This is a genomic window from Pseudomonas sp. lyk4-R2A-10 (assembly GCF_030209075.1).
Lineage (GTDB): Bacteria > Pseudomonadota > Gammaproteobacteria > Pseudomonadales > Pseudomonadaceae > Aquipseudomonas > Aquipseudomonas glycinae.
The window spans coordinates 49,413-65,143 of sequence record NZ_JARVSR010000005.1 but is presented as its reverse complement, the minus strand read 5'-3'; the positions used below and the strand labels follow the sequence as shown (position 1 = coordinate 65,143).

18 protein-coding genes are annotated in these 15,731 nt (G+C 63.7%); all 18 read left to right on the top strand.

Annotated elements, in window-relative coordinates:
• Positions 1-63: 63 nt before the first annotated feature.
• The 18 genes from QRN46_RS08935 to QRN46_RS08850 all read left to right on the top strand — a co-directional run bounded on the left by QRN46_RS08935 (position 64) and on the right by QRN46_RS08850 (position 15,682).
• Entirely contained in the window at positions 64-1,986 is a 1,923-nt protein-coding gene (locus tag QRN46_RS08935; protein WP_285354550.1) for a YncE family protein, read from the top strand.
• A gap of 13 nt (positions 1,987-1,999) precedes the next feature.
• Positions 2,000-2,650 carry an SCO family protein gene (locus QRN46_RS08930; protein ID WP_085613423.1) on the top strand — a complete coding sequence of 217 codons (651 nt, stop codon included), beginning with the start codon at positions 2,000-2,002 and terminating at the stop codon, positions 2,648-2,650.
• Complete coding sequence (locus QRN46_RS08925; protein ID WP_221615679.1) at positions 2,647-3,273, top strand: SCO family protein; 627 nt, start codon at positions 2,647-2,649, stop codon at positions 3,271-3,273. The genes QRN46_RS08930 and QRN46_RS08925 overlap by 4 nt, the downstream gene beginning before the upstream one ends.
• 9 nt (positions 3,274-3,282) lie before the next feature.
• Positions 3,283-4,833, top strand: a complete 1,551-nt coding sequence (locus QRN46_RS08920; protein WP_285354549.1) for an ABC transporter substrate-binding protein — start codon at positions 3,283-3,285, stop codon at positions 4,831-4,833.
• A gap of 15 nt (positions 4,834-4,848) precedes the next feature.
• Positions 4,849-5,802, top strand: coding sequence for a peptidylprolyl isomerase (locus QRN46_RS08915; protein WP_221615680.1), 954 nt, complete (start codon positions 4,849-4,851; stop codon positions 5,800-5,802).
• Positions 5,803-6,038: 236 nt separating this feature from the next.
• Positions 6,039-6,572 (top strand): response regulator, encoded by a 534-nt coding sequence (locus QRN46_RS08910; RefSeq protein ID WP_039769033.1) that lies wholly within the window; start codon positions 6,039-6,041, stop codon positions 6,570-6,572.
• A gap of 83 nt (positions 6,573-6,655) precedes the next feature.
• Positions 6,656-8,377, top strand: coding sequence for a GspE/PulE family protein (locus QRN46_RS08905; RefSeq protein ID WP_236191730.1), 1,722 nt, complete (start codon positions 6,656-6,658; stop codon positions 8,375-8,377).
• A complete protein-coding gene (locus tag QRN46_RS08900; RefSeq protein WP_285354548.1) occupies positions 8,358-9,161 on the top strand; it encodes a hypothetical protein in 804 nt (267 codons plus the stop codon). The genes QRN46_RS08905 and QRN46_RS08900 overlap by 20 nt, the downstream gene beginning before the upstream one ends.
• Before the next feature lies 1 nt (position 9,162).
• A complete protein-coding gene (locus QRN46_RS08895) occupies positions 9,163-9,708 on the top strand; it encodes a PilN domain-containing protein (RefSeq protein ID WP_007956129.1) in 546 nt (181 codons plus the stop codon).
• A complete protein-coding gene (locus QRN46_RS08890) occupies positions 9,695-10,243 on the top strand; it encodes a GspMb/PilO family protein (protein ID WP_011333432.1) in 549 nt (182 codons plus the stop codon). Before QRN46_RS08895 ends, QRN46_RS08890 begins: the two co-directional genes overlap by 14 nt.
• On the top strand, positions 10,243-10,761 hold the full coding sequence (locus QRN46_RS08885; RefSeq protein ID WP_007956134.1) for a hypothetical protein: 519 nt from the start codon (positions 10,243-10,245) through the stop codon (positions 10,759-10,761). Before QRN46_RS08890 ends, QRN46_RS08885 begins: the two co-directional genes overlap by 1 nt.
• Positions 10,758-12,605 (top strand): secretin GspD/PilQ domain-containing protein, encoded by a 1,848-nt coding sequence (locus tag QRN46_RS08880; RefSeq protein ID WP_221615683.1) that lies wholly within the window; start codon positions 10,758-10,760, stop codon positions 12,603-12,605. Before QRN46_RS08885 ends, QRN46_RS08880 begins: the two co-directional genes overlap by 4 nt.
• Before the next feature lie 2 nt (positions 12,606-12,607).
• Positions 12,608-13,081, top strand: coding sequence for a type II secretion system protein (locus QRN46_RS08875; RefSeq protein ID WP_064378909.1), 474 nt, complete (start codon positions 12,608-12,610; stop codon positions 13,079-13,081).
• A gap of 5 nt (positions 13,082-13,086) precedes the next feature.
• Positions 13,087-13,461, top strand: coding sequence for a type II secretion system protein (locus QRN46_RS08870; protein ID WP_011333435.1), 375 nt, complete (start codon positions 13,087-13,089; stop codon positions 13,459-13,461).
• Positions 13,436-13,975 carry a type II secretion system protein gene (locus QRN46_RS08865; RefSeq protein ID WP_201817625.1) on the top strand — a complete coding sequence of 180 codons (540 nt, stop codon included), beginning with the start codon at positions 13,436-13,438 and terminating at the stop codon, positions 13,973-13,975. Before QRN46_RS08870 ends, QRN46_RS08865 begins: the two co-directional genes overlap by 26 nt.
• Entirely contained in the window at positions 13,972-14,364 is a 393-nt protein-coding gene (csgE, locus tag QRN46_RS08860; RefSeq protein ID WP_039769043.1) for a curli production assembly/transport protein CsgE, read from the top strand. The genes QRN46_RS08865 and csgE overlap by 4 nt, the downstream gene beginning before the upstream one ends.
• Positions 14,361-14,792, top strand: coding sequence for a curli assembly protein CsgF (locus QRN46_RS08855; RefSeq protein ID WP_007956141.1), 432 nt, complete (start codon positions 14,361-14,363; stop codon positions 14,790-14,792). Before csgE ends, QRN46_RS08855 begins: the two co-directional genes overlap by 4 nt.
• A gap of 29 nt (positions 14,793-14,821) precedes the next feature.
• Positions 14,822-15,682, top strand: a complete 861-nt coding sequence (locus QRN46_RS08850; protein WP_221615685.1) for a CsgG/HfaB family protein — start codon at positions 14,822-14,824, stop codon at positions 15,680-15,682.
• Positions 15,683-15,731: the final 49 nt, after the last annotated feature.

The window sequence follows — 15,731 nt, the reverse complement described above, 5'->3', positions numbered from 1 at the left end:
GACCTGTGGGAACCGGTGAACCCGCTCCCACAGGTAGGGACAGGATTTGTAGGGGAGAGCGACATGAACAGGATCATCAACATCATCGGCGTCTGCCTGCTGGCGATGGCCGGCGCGCTGCTCACGCTGAGCGAGATTGCCCTGGCGCAAACCGGCGCCGGGCAGGTGCTGACCCGCGACGGCGTATCGATCGCCTTCGATCTGAAGCCGCTGGCCAGCGACGGCCAGCTGCGTGAGGGCGAGTTTGCCGACGTGCAGTTTCGCGTCACCGACGGCGCCTCCGGCCAGCCGTTGTCCGGTGTGGCGCCGGGGGCGTGGATCGATCCGCAAGCCCTTGCCGCCGATCAGGCCCAGGGCCGTGACCAGAGCTGCAAGTCGCGGGTCGGCACGTTCCTCAAGTCCAACATCGGCGCGCGGCCGCTGCTCGACCTCAACAGCTATTTCCTGCTGGTGATGAACCGCGATGCCAGTGTTTCGGTGGTTGATCCGTCCGTCTCGGTCGGCGGCATTACCAGCACCCTGGCGCGGATCGAACTCAAGCAATCGCCGATGGACTGGGTCACGCCCAAGGACAACAAAAAGGTCTTCGTGTCGATGCCGACGGCGGGGGAAGTGGCGGTGATCGACAGCGAGCAATTCAAGGTCATCGACTCGGTGGCCGCCGGCAGCCAACCGGTGCGGGTCGCCCTGCAACCGGACGAGCGCCTGCTGTGGGTCGGCAACAACGCGAGCAAGGCTGAAGAATCCGGGGTCACGGTGATCGATACCCAGAGTCTCAAGCCGCTGAAACACCTGGCGACCGGTCGCGGCCACCACGAAATCACCTTCAGCAAGGACAGCCGTTTCGCCTTCGTCAGCAACCGCGACGACGGCACCCTGAGCGTCATCGACGTCGCCAGCCTGAGCCTGCTGCAACAGATCAAGACCGGCTCCAGCCCGTTGTCGGTGGCGTATTCGCCGTTGTCCGGCGCGGTGTACGTGGCCGATGGCAAGGACGGCACCGTCACCGTGATCGACAGCAACAGCCGCGCCGTACGCCGGGTGATCAAGCTGCAACAGGGCCTCGGCCCGATGGACTTCAGCGCCGACGGCCGTTTTGGCGTGGTGCTGAACACGGTGGAAAACCGCGCCACAGTCATCGACGCGGCCAACGATTCGGCGATCCATGACCTGGAGGTTTCAGCCGAACCCTATCAAGTGGTGTTCACCCAGGCCTATGCCTACGTGCGCGGACTGGCCTCGCCGAAAGTCACCATGATCAACCTGTCTTCGCTGGGCGAAGGGCGTCAGCCGATTACTCAGGGTTTCGAAGCCGGGCCGCAGCCGCCACGGCTGGCCGGGGATTTGCCGCTGGCGTCAAGCCTTGCGGTATCGCGCGATGACAACGCGGTGTTCGTGGTCAACCCGGTGGACAACACCACCTATTTCTACGCCGAAGGCATGAACGCGCCGATGTCCGGTTACCCCAACCGGGGGCAAATCGCCCGCGCCGCGCTGGTGATCGACCGCAGCCTGCGCGAAGTGTCGCCGGGGCTCTACAGCGCCCGGGTCAAGCTGCCAGCGGCGGGGCGCTTCGACGTGGCGTTCCTGCTCAACCAGCCGAACATCATTCATTGCTTCACCGCCCAGGTAGCGTCCGACGGCGCGCCGGAAAAACACCTGGGGGCGGCAAAAGTCGAGTTCCTGCTGGACAAGACCGCCGTGGCCCTCAACGACCCCTACGTGGTGCGGTTCCGCATCGTCCAAGGCAAACAGAAGACCCAACGCAGCGGCGTGACCGACGTGCAGTTGCGCTACTTCCTCGCGCCGACTTCCCGGCCCCGTGAAGTGGCGGCACTGGAAGTCGCCGACGGCGTGTACGAAGCACCGGTGACCCTCGACCGCAGCGGCGCCTGGTACCTGCACGTGCGCGCGGCCTCGCTGGGCGCCGGTTTCGACGACAAGACCTTTGCCAGTGTCCGGGTGCTGCCCGGCCAGACTCAGTGACGAGGAAACGACCATGAACCGATTTGCATCCCGTGGCCTGCTGACCCTGTGCCTGTTGGCCGTCGGTATCCAGCAGGCCAGCGCCCACTCGGCGGACGAGCATGCCGGCCACACCGCACCGGCCGCCAACAGCCAGGAACACGCCCAGGTCAAATTCGCCGACGTGCCGCTGCTTGACCAGAACGGCAAGACCGTGCACCTGGAGCAGGATCTGGTGCACAACAAAATCGTGGTCATGAGTTTCATCTACACCAGTTGCACCACGGTCTGCCCGGTGGTCTCGTCGATCATGGGCAAGGTGCAGAAACAGCTCGGTGCCCGGGTCGGCACCGAAGTGCAACTGGTGTCGATCAGCATTGACCCGCAGCGCGACGACCCGAAACGCTTGCAGGATTACGCCCGCACCTTCCAGAAAGGCCCCGGCTGGAGCTGGCTGACCGGTTCGCCGCAATCGATCAGCGCCACGCTCAAGGGTCTGGGCAGTTTCAGCGGCGACTTCAAGAATCACCAGCCGCTGATCCTCGTCGGTGACGGCAACAGTCGCCACTGGACGCGCTATTACGGCTTCACCGACCCGGCATTGCTGGCCAAGGAAGTCGAGAAACTCAGCGGCCTGCGCACCCACGCCAAACACACCGCGATTGCCATGGAGCAACAGCCATGAGAACCCTGGACTGGCTCACCCTGACGGTGTGTTTCTGGATTTTCAGCGCCATGGCCCTGGCTCACGAAGGCCACGAACAGCCCACACCGGCACCGGCCAGCGCTGCGCCCGCACCGGCCAAAGGCACCCACGACGCGAAAACCTGGTTCACCGACACCCCGTTGCTCGACCAGCACGGCGACGTCCAGCGTTTCTACAGCGATGCGCTGCACAACCGCGTGGTGCTGCTCAATGTGATTTTCACCAGTTGCAATGACGCCTGCCCGCTGATCACTCGCAAGCTCAAGGAAGTCCGTGAGCTGCTGGGCGACAAGGCCGACGGCATCACCTTCATTTCCCTTACCAGTGATCCGCTGCGCGACACGCCGGCGGTGCTCAAGGCTTACACCTTGAAGCAGGGTGCCGATGACCCTCACTGGCTTTTCCTTACCGGCGACAAGGCGCAGATGGACCTGGTGCTGGGCCGCATCGGTCAGATCGTGCCGACGCCCGAGCAGCACTCGACCCAGTTGATCGTCGGCGATGTGGCCAACAAACGCTGGAGCAAAATCCGTCCCGACGCCCCGGCCGCCGCCATTGCCCAGCGCTTGCAGCTGCTGACAATGCCCGTGGCCGGCCGCTGAGTCCGCGCCATGAACCTCGGCCGCGTCCTCGCCCTGATCCTGCTCGCTGGCGTCAGCCTCGGCGCGGCCGCGTTGCCGCTGACCGATGAGGAAAGCGCCGGCAAGCGTCTGTACCGCGAAGGCCTGTCCGCCAGCGGCGAGCCGATCATGGCGCGGGTCGGGGCGGCGGATGTGTTGCTGCCGGCCACCAGCCTGCCGTGCGCCAACTGCCACGGCGCCGACGGTCTCGGCCGGCCCGAGGGCGGGGTGCGTCCGCCGGAACTGAACTGGTCGCGGCTGACCAGCATCCACGGTCAGCAACAGGTCAACGGGCGCAACTACCCGGCCTACACCGACAGCAGTCTGGCGCGGGTGATTCAGCAGGGCCGCGACCCCGGTAACAATCGCCTTGACCCGAGCATGCCGCGCTTCCTGCTGTCGATGAAGGATCAGCGCAATCTCACGGCTTACCTCAAACGCCTGGCCGATGACCGCGATCCGGGGCTCGATGACCAGACCTTGCACTTGGGCACCTTGCTGCCCAGCCAGGGGCCGCTGGCCGAGGAGGGCGCCACCATCGCGGCGGTGCTCAACGGCAGTGTGGCGCGGATCAATCAGGCCGGTGGCATTCACGGTCGGCAGTTGCGCCTGACCGTGGCCGATCCCGGCCCGGATCGCGCCAGCGCCGAACAGGCCCTGCAACGGCTGATCGAGGAAGAGCAAGTCTTTGCCCTGATCGCGCCGCTGGCCCCGGCGCTGGACAGCGAACTGGCGCCGCGTCTGGAGCAGTCCGGCGTGCCGCTGATCGGGGCCCTGTCGTTGCTCGGCCCGGTGCAGGCCAGCCCACAGATTTTCGAACCGCTGCCGGGCCTGCGTGAGCAACTGATCGCATTGGCCGACTACGCCACCGCCAGTTTGCGAGTGCTGCAAGGGCCGACGCTGATTGCCTATCCCGATGACCCGGCGCAGGTGCTGGCGGCGCAGACCCTCGGCCGCTATCTGCAGGAACACGGCTGGGAAAAAGTCCATCTGCAGGCCTACGACCCGGCGGCGGACAGCTTGCCGCTGGGCTCGCGCTCAGTGTTCTACCTCGGTAGCGGCGGAGGTTTCAGTCGGCTGGCGGCCGGATTGCAGAATGCCGGGCAGGTGCCGTACCTGTTTGCTGCGTCGAGCCAAGTGGCGGGGGATCTGCTGCAAGTGCCGGAGGGTTTTTCCCGGCGGGTGTTTCTGGCGTATCCGTTCGTGCCCAGCGACTGGACCCAGGCCGGGCGCATGGCCCTGACGCTGTTGCGCGAGCATCAAGGCCTCGGCGCCCAGCACGCGGTGCTGCAAGTCGGCGCCTACGCCTCGATGCTGTTGTTCAGCGAAGGCATGAAGCAGGCCGGCCGCGACGCCAGCCGCGAAAAACTGGTGGCGGCGCTCGAAGGCCTGCATGACTTCGACACCGGCCTGACCCCGCGCCTGAGCTTCGGCCCCGGCCGACGATTGGGCCTGAGCGGGGCGCACGTGGTCACCGTTGACTTGCCCGACCAGCGTTTTTATCTGGTCGCTCCCTACAAACCGATTATTGCCACGCCCTGACCGGAGGCCCTGATCATGAAGCTCAAAACCCTGTGTTGGCTGCTGACAGGCTGGTTGTCGGTGGGAATGGCAAACAATGAGCCGGTGGCCGCCCGGGTCAACGGCGAGGCGATTTCCGAGTTTCGCCTGGAACGTTTTTTCGCCGAGTACCTGGAAGATCAGGGCCGCGCCGTGGCGAGCATCCGCAACCCCAAGGCCTATAAACAACTGCGTCAGGCCGCGCTGGACACGCTGATCGACAAGGAATTGCTCTGGCAGGAATCGCGCAAGCGTGGGGTGAAGATCGATGAGCAAGCCGTGCGCGAACAGGTCGAACGGACTCGCACCGCCATTGGAGGCACCGAGAAATTCCTCCAGCGTTTGCAGGACGCCGGTTTCGATGAGGCCTCGTTCACCGAGTACACCCACCGCGAACTGGCGGCGCAGCGGATGTTTGCCGAACTGACCCAAGTCCAGGCCCCGGACGAGCAGACGGTGCGGGCGTTTTTTGCACAACACCGCGCTGAAATGGCCGCACCGGAGCAGGTCCAGGCCCGGCACATTCTGATCAAGGTTGCCGGCGATGCCGATGCCGCCACGGTTGAAGCGGCGCGACTACGCTTGATGCAGATGCGTGCGGCTATCGCAGGGGGGCAAACCTTTGCTAGCGTCGCGCAATCGGGATCGGAAGATGTCACCGCCAGCCAGGGCGGGGACCTGGGGTATTTCGCCCGTGGGCAGATGGTGCCGGCCTTCGAAACGGCAGCGTTTGCCCTCAAGCCTGGTGAAGTCAGCGAGGCGGTGCGCACACCGTTCGGCTGGCATTTGATTTTTGTCGAGAACCACAAGGAGGCGGCCGATGTCCCAGAGGAGCAAGGGCTGGAAACAGTCAGGGCGTACCTCGCCCGACAGCAACAGACCCAGGCTCGTCGTCAGGTGCTCGCGCAATTACGGGCAGAGAACAGGATCGAACGAATTGACGACGACTGAAGGTTCCCCCCCAATAGTGGGGAATGGCTTCGATGCCCATTCAGGTGCTTCCCCGTTTCTGGGGAACGGGGTACCGGGACGAGCGGGCATTTCCATTCAATTCAAGGACATGAAGACAAAAAATTACCGGCATTCAGCCTGGCATGAAGTGTGCGTTACCTCTTGTGAGGCGCACTCCAGCAGGTTCGGGTCATTGAATTTCAATTGCCGGCACTTGAGGTTTCAGGGAGTCCACCTTGGTTAACAAAGTACTGGTTGTCGAAGACGAACAGCTGCTTGCACAGAACCTTCAGGATTATCTGTCGGCGCAAGGGCTGGAAGTCCGGATTGCACATGACGGCGCAGAGGGAATCGGCCTGGCCGAGACTTTCGCCCCCGACGTGCTGGTGTTCGATTACCGCTTGCCCGATATGGAAGGGTTCGAGGTGCTCGACGCGGTCCGCCAGAACAGGACGTGTCATTTCGTGCTGATAACGGGTCACCCGACCGCTGAAGTCTGTGAGCGGGCGCGGCAACTGGGGGTCAGTCACATCCTGTTCAAACCGTTTCCTTTGGCGGAACTGGCCCGAGCTGTCTGCGACCTTCTGGGGATCCAGCGCGAAGCGAAACCCGGTGCGAGCCCATCCGAAGGCTTTGTCGAACGACGCCAGAGCAGGACCGAGAGCTTCCCGTTGCAGTTGTACGATGGCAGTTGGGTGCTGGCGGACCGCCGACGAAACCGGTCGGAGGTCATGGCACCGGACGACGATCAAATGCTCACCGGGGAGTAATGGCGCGATAGACGTTCCGGCACTCGCCGAATTCGCCTCCCGCGCCGTCAGGGCCTCAAGCCCCGGGTGTTGGAGAGCAAGCCATGGATCGTCTGTCCGTTGTCGTCGAACCGCTGTCGGTCAACCCTCCACAGGAGGCACAGACCCCGCCACGCTTTTCCAGTGAGCAACTGGCCCAGGCCCGGGCACGGGCCAGCACGTCCGGGGAACGGGTGCTCGATGCACTGGCCGTGCTCTGTGAACTGGCGCCGATGCCGTTCATTGCCAGCCTCGGCGCCACCCTGCATTACCCGGTGCTCGACACCGACACGCTGTTTCTGGCGAGCCCGGTGTTCGACCGGGTCACCCTCGCGCAATGCCTCAAACGTGAATTCATCCTGCTGCGCCACAACGACGAAGTCATCGGCGTGTTCGCCGACCCCTTCGACACCGCGCGCCTGGCCTGGATCGACGAATGCCTGCACGGCGCGCCGCTGTATCTGGTGCACGCCGATGACCTCAAGGCCTATCTGGCCCGCCACGAAGAAAGCTTCCACGCGGTCGAATCGCTCAATGCTCAGGCTGACGCCGGCAGCGAGACCGACACCCTGCAAAGCCTGTCGCTGACCAGCATCAGCGAAGACTCGAGCGTGGTGGTGAAACTGGTCAACTCGACCCTCTACGACGCGCTGAAAATGCACGCCAGCGACATCCACCTCGGCACCACCGGCCAGGGGCTGGTGATCAAGTACCGGATCGACGGCGTGCTGAACAACATCGGCAAGATCCAGGGCAGCGAGTTCGCCGAGCAGGTGATCTCGCGGGTCAAGGTCATGGCCGAACTGGACATCGGCGAAAAACGCGTGCCCCAGGACGGTCGCTTCAAGATCGGCATCAGCGGTCGGCAGATCGACTTCCGGGTGTCGATCATGCCGAGCATCTTCGGTGAAGACGCGGTGCTGCGGGTGCTGGACAAACAGGACCTGGCCGACAAGGTCTGCGGCGTGCAACTGCAAGCGCTGGGCTTTGAAGACGAAACCCTGCGCCAACTGCGTCGCCTGGCCGCCGAACCCTACGGCATGGTGCTGGTGACCGGCCCCACCGGCAGCGGCAAGACCACCACGCTGTACGCGATGATCACCGAGATCAACCACGGCGTGGACAAGATCATCACCATCGAAGACCCGGTGGAATATCAGCTGCCCGGCGTGCTGCAAATCCCGGTCAACGAGAAAAAAGGCCTGACCTTCGCCCGTGGCCTGCGCTCGATCCTGCGTCACGACCCGGACAAGATCATGGTCGGCGAGATCCGCGACCCGGACACCGCACAGATCGCCGTGCAATCGGCGCTCACCGGTCACCTGGTGTTCACCACCATCCACGCCAACAACGTGTTCGACGTGATCGGTCGTTTTACCCAAATGGAAATCGACCCCTACAGCCTGGTCTCGGCGCTCAACGCGATTCTCGCCCAGCGCCTGATCCGGCTGGTGTGCAGCAGTTGCAGCACGCCGGTCAACCCGAGCGATGAAGAGCTGCGCGCCTCGGGCCTCGACCCACAGAAAGTCGATCACTACCACTTCGTCCACGGCAAGGGCTGCGGCCACTGCCGGGGCAGCGGCTATCGCGGACGCACGGCGATTGCCGAACTGCTGCACCTGGACGACGAACTGCGGCAGATGATCGTCGAGCGCCAACCCATCACCCAGATCAAAGCCCTGGCCTGCGCCCGTGGTTTGCGCCTGTTGCGCGAATCGGCGCTGGAGCTGGTGGAGCACGGTCGGACCACGCTGGAGGAGATCAATCGTGTCACTTTTATCGCGTGATCAATTTATCGCCGTGCTCGGCGCCAGCGGTGTCGGCCTCGGTCAGCGCCGGGGCAGCGACACCCTGTGGCTGGGCAGCGTCGGCTACATCGACGAAGGCTTTCAGAGCTACGCGGTGGCGCTGGACACCCTCGACCGTCTGCTCGGCGAACACACCCGTGCCGGTGCCGAGCTGAGCGTGGTGATCTCCGGCCACTTCAGCCGCTTCTGTCTGGTGCCGTGGAGCGAGCAGATCAGCAGCCCTGACGAACTGCGCGGCTTCGCCCAACTGTGCTTCGAAGACCTGTTCGGCGCCCCGACCCAACCGTGGAGTCTGGTGTTGTCGGCCGAGCCGGCCGGGCATGACCGGATCGCCAGTGCCTTGCCGCAGGACTTGCTGGAACGCCTGCGCACGCTGGTCAGCGGTCGCGGCCTGCGCCTGCGTTCGGTGCAGCCGTACCTGATGACCGCGTTCAACCGCTTCGACAAAAGCCTCGACGCCGGCGACTTCCTGTTCATCGTCGCCGAACCGCAACGCAGCGTGTTGCTGCTGGCAAGGGAAGGGCGCTGGTCGTCGGTGCGTTCGGTGGGCGGCAGCGACAGCGACGCGGCACTCAGCGCGCTGATCGGTCGTGAACGGCAACTGCAAGCCTCCACCAGCGAACGCGCCTTCAACGTTTATCTGCACGCCCCGGCGCGCCTCGATGCGCAACCGGATGTGGCGGGGGTGCACCTGCGCACCCTCGAAGACGACTCGATGACCGTGCGTGACGCCTTGTACGTCATGTCCCGGGCGGTGGCCTGACATGCGCGCCTTGAACCTCGACTTCCAGCCTCGTCCGCGTTCCGGCCCGTTGGGCTGGAGCCTGCTCGGCGGCGGTGTATTGCTCGCGCTGGTGTGCTTCGGCGTGCAGCAGCACCTCGGCGATCAGGCCGAACAACAGCAAGGTCACTTGCAGCACACCCAGCGCCAGCTCACCGGCGACAGCGGCAGCAAGACAACGCTGAGCCCGGCGGAAACCCGCGAGCAGGCGCAGAACCTTGCTGAAATGCGCAAGGTCTCGCAGCAACTGCGCCGCCCCTGGGAACGCCTGTTCGCCATGCTCGAAGCCATGCCGCGCGACGACATCGCCTTGCTGACCCTGACCCCGGATGCGCGCAAGGGCCAGGTGCGGATCAGCGCCGAAGCCCGCGATCTGCAAGCGATGCTGGATTTCCACAAACGGCTGGAGGCCAGTGACGAGCTGTCCGACGTGTCGCTGCTGAGCCACGAAATCGTCGTCAAATCGCCGGAGCAACCGGTGCAATTCAACCTGTCGGCGACCTGGGAGATAGGCGATGCGAATCCCTAGACTGATCGTTCACGAATACCTGCAAGGCCTCGGCGTACCGGGCCTGGCCGGTCTCGCGCTGCTGCTGGTCACGCTGGCCTGGGCACTCGGCGGTTTGCTGCCGGGCTGGCAATCGCTGCAACAGCTCAGCCAGCAGACCCAGGAAGCCACCGAGTACCTGGCCAAGGTCGAAGACGGCAGCATCGCCCCGCCCGTGGTGCCGCAACGTCAGCTGGATGATTTCCGTAACAAGCTGCCGGCCCAGCCGCAAGCCACCGTCGCCATCGACCGCATCTACGCGTTGGCCGCGCAGGAGCACATCACCCTGGCGCGCGGTGAATACGCCCTCGGCGTCGATCCCAAGACCCATCTGGCGCGCTACCAGATCCTGTTGCCGGTGCGCGGCAGCTATCCGCAGCTGCGCCGTTTCCTGCACGCCTTGCTCGGCCAGTTGCCGGCGGTGGTGGTGGAAGACGTCGAGTTTCAACGCAAGAAGATTGCCGACACCGACCTCAGCGGCCGGATCCGTATGACCCTCTACCTGTCGAGGTCGTGATGGACACCAAACGCATAACCGGCTGGGTGGCGTTCTTCGGCGTGGCGGCGGCGCTGGCCTGGTTGCCGGAATATTTCTCGCCGAGCGACGAGGCGGATTCGACCGAAGTCGCCGTGGCCAGCCCGGCGAAAGCCAGCGCCCGTGGCGCCTTGCCCGCCAGCAGCGCCAAGGCGAATGCGGCGCCGATCAAGGACCTGAGCCCGGCCGGCGACCTGTTTGCGAGCAAATCCTGGAAGGCCGCGCCGACTCTGGCGACGGTCACCGAACAAGCGATCAACCCGACCCCGGTGGTGCAAGCCCCGAGCCTGCCACCGGTGCCGTTTCAGTTCGTCGGCAGGCTGCATGACCGCAGCGACCTGCAGGTGTTCTTGCAGGACGGCGAGAAAATCTACGTCGTGCGCAGCGGGGATGTGATCGACGACACCTGGAAGATTGCGGCGATTTCCGATGTGGAACTGAGCCTGGTCTACCTGCCTTTGCATTTGTCGCAGACCTTGTCTGTGGGGAGTACGCAATGAACAGATCCCGTTTGCTGATGAGCCTCGGCCTGTGTGCCGGGCTGGCCGCGTGCAGTTCCGCGCAGGTCGCCAACAAGGAAGCCGCCGACCTGATCGATCAGGGGCAGTACGAGGCGGGCCTGGCCCGGATCGAGGAAGGCTTGCGGGAAAATCCGCGCGACACCGAGCTGCACCTGCTGCTCAACAGCGGCCGGGCCAAGGCGATCACCGCGCTGCTGACCTCCGGCGACACCGACCGCGCCCGCCGCGACTTCGCCTCGGCCCGCACCGCCTACAGCCGGGTGCTGACCATCGAGCCGAACAACCGCCGCGCCCAGGATGCCCTGCGCCAGCTCGACTACCTGCGCAGCATGGATGAGAAACTTGAGCTGGCCCGTGGCGACCTGCGCCGGGGCGACATCTACGGCGCCGACCGTCAGGTCAAACAGATCCTTGAACTCGACCCGAAAAACGACGGCGCGCTGGAGCTGCAAGGCAACATCCGTCTGGTGCAGAGCCGCAACGTGATCCAGTACCCGCAACTGCGCACCCGGCTTGATCGCCCGGTGACCCTGGAATTTCGCGACGCCAACCTCAAGACCATTTTCGAAGTGCTGTCGCAGGTTGCCGGCCTGAATTTCATCTTCGACAAGGACCTGCGTCCGGACATGAAAGCCACGATCTTCGTGCGTGACGTGCGCATCGAAGACGCCGTGCAACTGCTGCTGCAACAGAACCAGCTGCACCAGAAAGTGGTGAACGAAAACACCTTGCTGATCTTTCCGGACTCGCCGCAGAAGCTCAAGGATTACCAAGAGCTGGTGATGCGCACCTTCTATCTGACCAGCATCGACGCCAACACCGCGCTGAACATGATCAAGACCATGCTCAAGACCCGTGACGTGTTCGTCGACGAACGCCTGAACACCCTGACCATGCGCGACACCGAAGACGCCGTGCGCATGGCCGAGAAACTCCTGCAATCGCAAGACCAGTCCAACCCCGAAGTGGTGCTGGAAGTGGAAGTGATGGAAGTGGCCACTCAGCGCATTCTCGATCTGGGTCTGCAATGGCCAAACACCTTCGGCGTGGTCAACAGTGACGGTTCGGCGGTGAGCATTCTTGATCAGCTCAAAGGCATCAACTCCAGCCGCATCTCAATCGCGCCTTCGCCGCAAGCCAAGATCAACGCCCAGGACAACGACATCAACACCCTGGCCAGCCCGGTGATCCGCGTCAGCAACCGCGAACAGGCGCGCATCCATATCGGTCAGCGCGTACCGATCATCAGCGCCACCTCAGTGCCATCCACTCAAGGCCCGGTGATCACTGAAAGCGTGACCTACCTCGACGTCGGTCTGAAGCTCGAAGTGCAGCCGACCGTGCACCTGAACAACGAAGTGGCGATCAAGATCGCTCTGGAAGTGAGTAACGCCACGCCGCTGGAACCGACCCGCCAGGGGACGATTCCGGTGCAGGTCGACACCCGCAACGCCCAGACTTCGCTGCGTCTGCATGACGGCGAAACCCAGATCCTCGCCGGCCTGATGCGCAACGACCACGGCGCCACCGGCAACAAGATTCCGGGCCTCGGCGACATTCCGGGTCTGGGTCGGTTGTTCGGCAGCAACAAGGACACCATCGGCAAATCGGAACTGGTGCTCTCGATCACCCCACGGATCGTGCGCAACCTGCCGTACCAGAGCCCGTCGGACATGGAATTCCCCACCGGCACCGAAACCAGCATGCACATCCAGGCGCCGGACCGTTCGCAGAGTTACTCGATGCCGACGCCTGCCGCGCAGCCTCGTGCAGTCGGTGAAGCGGCCGTGGCCACCACCCGTGTAACCGTCGAGAAGCCTTGATCATGAACGCCTCCCAACGCGGTTTTACCTTGATCGAAGTCGTGGTGACGCTGGCCCTGATCGGCCTGCTGGCCGGCATGGCCGCGCCGCTGACCGAGACCCTGGTACGGCGTGGCAAGGAGCAGGAACTGCGCACCGCGCTGTATCAGATTCGCGATGGCATCGACGCCTACAAGCGTGCCTTCGATGCCGGCTACATCGAGAAATCCCTGAACAGCAGCGGCTATCCGCCGAACCTGAAAGTGCTGGTCGAAGGCGTGCGCGACGTGCGCAGTGCCAAGGGGGCGAAGTTCTACTTTCTGCGCCGGATACCGCGGGATCCGCTGGTGCCGGCCAAACGTGACGACAACGGCGGTTGGGGCCTGCGGGCCTACAACAGTTCGGCCCAGAACCCGCGCGATGGCGAGGACGTGTTCGACGTCTACTCCCTCGCCAGGGGCCGTGGCCTCAACGGCATCGCGTACCGCGAGTGGTGACTCTCATGCGCCGGGAAAAGGGGTTTACCTTGCTCGAGCTGATGGTGGTGATGGCGATCATCGCGACCCTGATGACCATCGCCTTGCCACGCTACTTCAACAGCCTCGAGGCCTCGAAAGAGACCACGTTGCACCAGAGCCTGTCGGCCATGCGCGAGGCGCTCGATCACTACTACGGCGACACCGGGCGCTATCCCGACTCCATCGAGCAACTGGTGGAGATGCGTTACCTGCGCAACGCGCCGCTGGACCCGATCACCGAACGCAATGACCAATGGGTGCTGATCGCACCACCGGACGGTGTGGCGGGCGGCGTCGCCGACATCAAGAGCGGAGCTACCGGGAGGGCGCGTGATGGCAGCCAGTATTCCGAGTGGTAAGCACGCGGAGCAGGGTGGGTTCACCTACCTGGGCGTGCTGTTCCTGATCGTGATCATGGGCATGGGCCTGGCCAGTGCCGGCGAGTTGTGGTCGACCGCGTCGCGCCGCGATCGCGAGAAGCAATTGCTGTGGGTCGGCACCCAGTACGCCCAGGCGCTGCGCAGCTACTACCGTAGTTCGCCGGGCCTGGCGCAGTACCCGAAAGAGCTGGTCGACCTGTTGCAGGACGAACGTTTTCCGGAAGCCCGCCACCATTTGCGTCAGCTGTATCCGGACCCGATCGGCGGCGGCGAATGGGCACTGCAACGGGGTTTCGACGGACGCATCACCGGCATCAACAGTGCCTCCACCGAGGTGCCGTTGAAGCAGGCGGACTTCCCGTCGCAGTGGTCGGATTTCGAAGGCATGCAGCGTTATTCGGACTGGCAGTTCGTGGCTGAAAAAGCCTTTCTCGATGGCACCAACGGCCCGGCGAAGGGCCAGTCGGCATTGCCACAGGCGTTGCAGCCATGAGCCGCCATGTGTGGTGCGCGTTGATCCTCGCGGCCGTGGCGTCTTTCGCCAGTGCCAGCGAAGAAGACGAAATGATGGGCTTCATCGTCGACGACACGATCTCGCACATCGGCCACGACTTTTACTACTCGTTCAGCGAGCGCCTGCGCGACACCAGCCGCATGGATTTCAACCTGGTGGTGCGCGAGCGCCCCGACGCGCGCTGGGGGAGCCTTGTGACCGTCGAGTATCAACAACGCCTGGTGTATCGGCGCTTCCTGCCGCCGAACACCGTGGAACTGAAGGACGAGGCCTACGAGGCCGCCGACTCGGTTCGACTGGAGGTCGTCCGGCGCAAGCTGGAAGCCTTGTTGCAGGACACCACCGACCTTGAGAAGGACGAACTATGAACACGACAACGTTCTCACGGCGCAGCGGATTCTGGATCTCGGGGTTGTTGATCGGGCTTGCCAGCGCCGCTGCCGTCCAGGCCACCGAACTGGTCTACACGCCGGTCAACCCGTCGTTCGGCGGCAACCCGCTCAACGGCACCTGGTTGCTCAACAACGCCCAGGCACAAAACGACCACGACGATCCGGATCTCAAGAAACGCTCGACGGTGGCCGGTACTTCGGCGCTCGAACGTTTCACCAGCCAATTGCAGTCACGGTTGCTGGGGCAACTGCTGGACAACATCTCCACCGGCAACACGGGGAGCCTGTCCACCGACGCTTTTATCGTCAACGTCGTTGATGACTCGGGGGCCCTCACGATCGAGGTGACCGACCGAGCGAGCGGCGAAGTTTCCGAAATTCAGGTGAACGGCCTCAACCCATGACGGGATGACGGTTCCGGGGAGAGATGGACATGAAAAAAATAATTGCGCTAGGGCTGATGTTGGCAGCATTACAAGGGTGCAGTCTGCGCGAGCCGATGCCGGCCGAGCAGGACACCGATACCCCGACCCTGACCCCCAGGGCCTCGACCTACTACGACTTGCTGAAAATGCCGCGACCCAAGGGCCGGCTGATGGCGGTGGTGTACGGCTTCCGTGACCAGACCGGGCAGTACAAACCGACCCCGGCCAGTTCGTTTTCCACCAGCGTCACCCAGGGCGCGGCGTCGATGTTGATGGACGCCATGCAGGCCAGCGGCTGGTTTGTGGTGCTGGAACGTGAAGGGCTGCAGAACCTGCTGACTGAACGCAAGATCATTCGCGCTTCGCAGAAGAAACCGAATACGCCGGTGAACATCCAGGGTGAGCTGCCACCGTTGCAGGCGGCGAACATGATGCTAGAGGGCGGGATCATCGCTTACGACACCAACGTGCGCAGCGGTGGGGAAGGGGCGCGGTATCTGGGGATTGATCTGTCCCGTGAGTACCGGGTGGATCAGGTGACGGTGAATTTGCGTGCGGTGGATGTGCGTAGCGGGCAGGTGTTGGCGAATGTGATGACCAGCAAGACGATTTATTCGGTGGCGCGCAGTGCGGGGATTTTCAAGTTTATCGAGTTCAAGAAGTTGCTTGAGGCTGAGGTCGGGTATACGACCAATGAGCCGGCGCAGTTGTGTGTGCTTTCGGCAATTGAGGCGGCGGTGGGGCATATGGTGGCGCAGGGGATTGAGCGGCGGTTGTGGCAGGTGGCGGGGGATGCTTCTACCCCTGGGCAGGATGATGTTTTGAATCGGTACCTGACTCAGAACAAGATTGATCCGGAGGCTGAGTGAACTTGGCGGCCTTTGGGCCGACCAGGTTCTTTGGTTGTTTTGGGTACAT

What these genes read in the sequence shown, in the direction of transcription:
- QRN46_RS08935 (WP_285354550.1), top strand. Translation starts at nt 64, where the DNA reads ATGAACAGGATCATCAACATCATCGGCGTCTGCCTGCTGGCGATGGCC.
- QRN46_RS08930 (WP_085613423.1), top strand. Translation starts at nt 2,000, where the DNA reads ATGAACCGATTTGCATCCCGTGGCCTGCTGACCCTGTGCCTGTTGGCC.
- QRN46_RS08925 (WP_221615679.1), top strand. Translation starts at nt 2,647, where the DNA reads ATGAGAACCCTGGACTGGCTCACCCTGACGGTGTGTTTCTGGATTTTC.
- QRN46_RS08920 (WP_285354549.1), top strand. Translation starts at nt 3,283, where the DNA reads ATGAACCTCGGCCGCGTCCTCGCCCTGATCCTGCTCGCTGGCGTCAGC.
- QRN46_RS08915 (WP_221615680.1), top strand. Translation starts at nt 4,849, where the DNA reads ATGAAGCTCAAAACCCTGTGTTGGCTGCTGACAGGCTGGTTGTCGGTG.
- QRN46_RS08905 (WP_236191730.1), top strand. Translation starts at nt 6,656, where the DNA reads ATGGATCGTCTGTCCGTTGTCGTCGAACCGCTGTCGGTCAACCCTCCA.
- QRN46_RS08895 (WP_007956129.1), top strand. Translation starts at nt 9,163, where the DNA reads ATGCGCGCCTTGAACCTCGACTTCCAGCCTCGTCCGCGTTCCGGCCCG.
- QRN46_RS08890 (WP_011333432.1), top strand. Translation starts at nt 9,695, where the DNA reads ATGCGAATCCCTAGACTGATCGTTCACGAATACCTGCAAGGCCTCGGC.
- QRN46_RS08885 (WP_007956134.1), top strand. Translation starts at nt 10,243, where the DNA reads ATGGACACCAAACGCATAACCGGCTGGGTGGCGTTCTTCGGCGTGGCG.
- QRN46_RS08880 (WP_221615683.1), top strand. Translation starts at nt 10,758, where the DNA reads ATGAACAGATCCCGTTTGCTGATGAGCCTCGGCCTGTGTGCCGGGCTG.
- QRN46_RS08875 (WP_064378909.1), top strand. Translation starts at nt 12,608, where the DNA reads ATGAACGCCTCCCAACGCGGTTTTACCTTGATCGAAGTCGTGGTGACG.
- QRN46_RS08870 (WP_011333435.1), top strand. Translation starts at nt 13,087, where the DNA reads ATGCGCCGGGAAAAGGGGTTTACCTTGCTCGAGCTGATGGTGGTGATG.
- QRN46_RS08865 (WP_201817625.1), top strand. Translation starts at nt 13,436, where the DNA reads ATGGCAGCCAGTATTCCGAGTGGTAAGCACGCGGAGCAGGGTGGGTTC.
- csgE (WP_039769043.1), top strand. Translation starts at nt 13,972, where the DNA reads ATGAGCCGCCATGTGTGGTGCGCGTTGATCCTCGCGGCCGTGGCGTCT.
- QRN46_RS08855 (WP_007956141.1), top strand. Translation starts at nt 14,361, where the DNA reads ATGAACACGACAACGTTCTCACGGCGCAGCGGATTCTGGATCTCGGGG.
- QRN46_RS08850 (WP_221615685.1), top strand. Translation starts at nt 14,822, where the DNA reads ATGAAAAAAATAATTGCGCTAGGGCTGATGTTGGCAGCATTACAAGGG.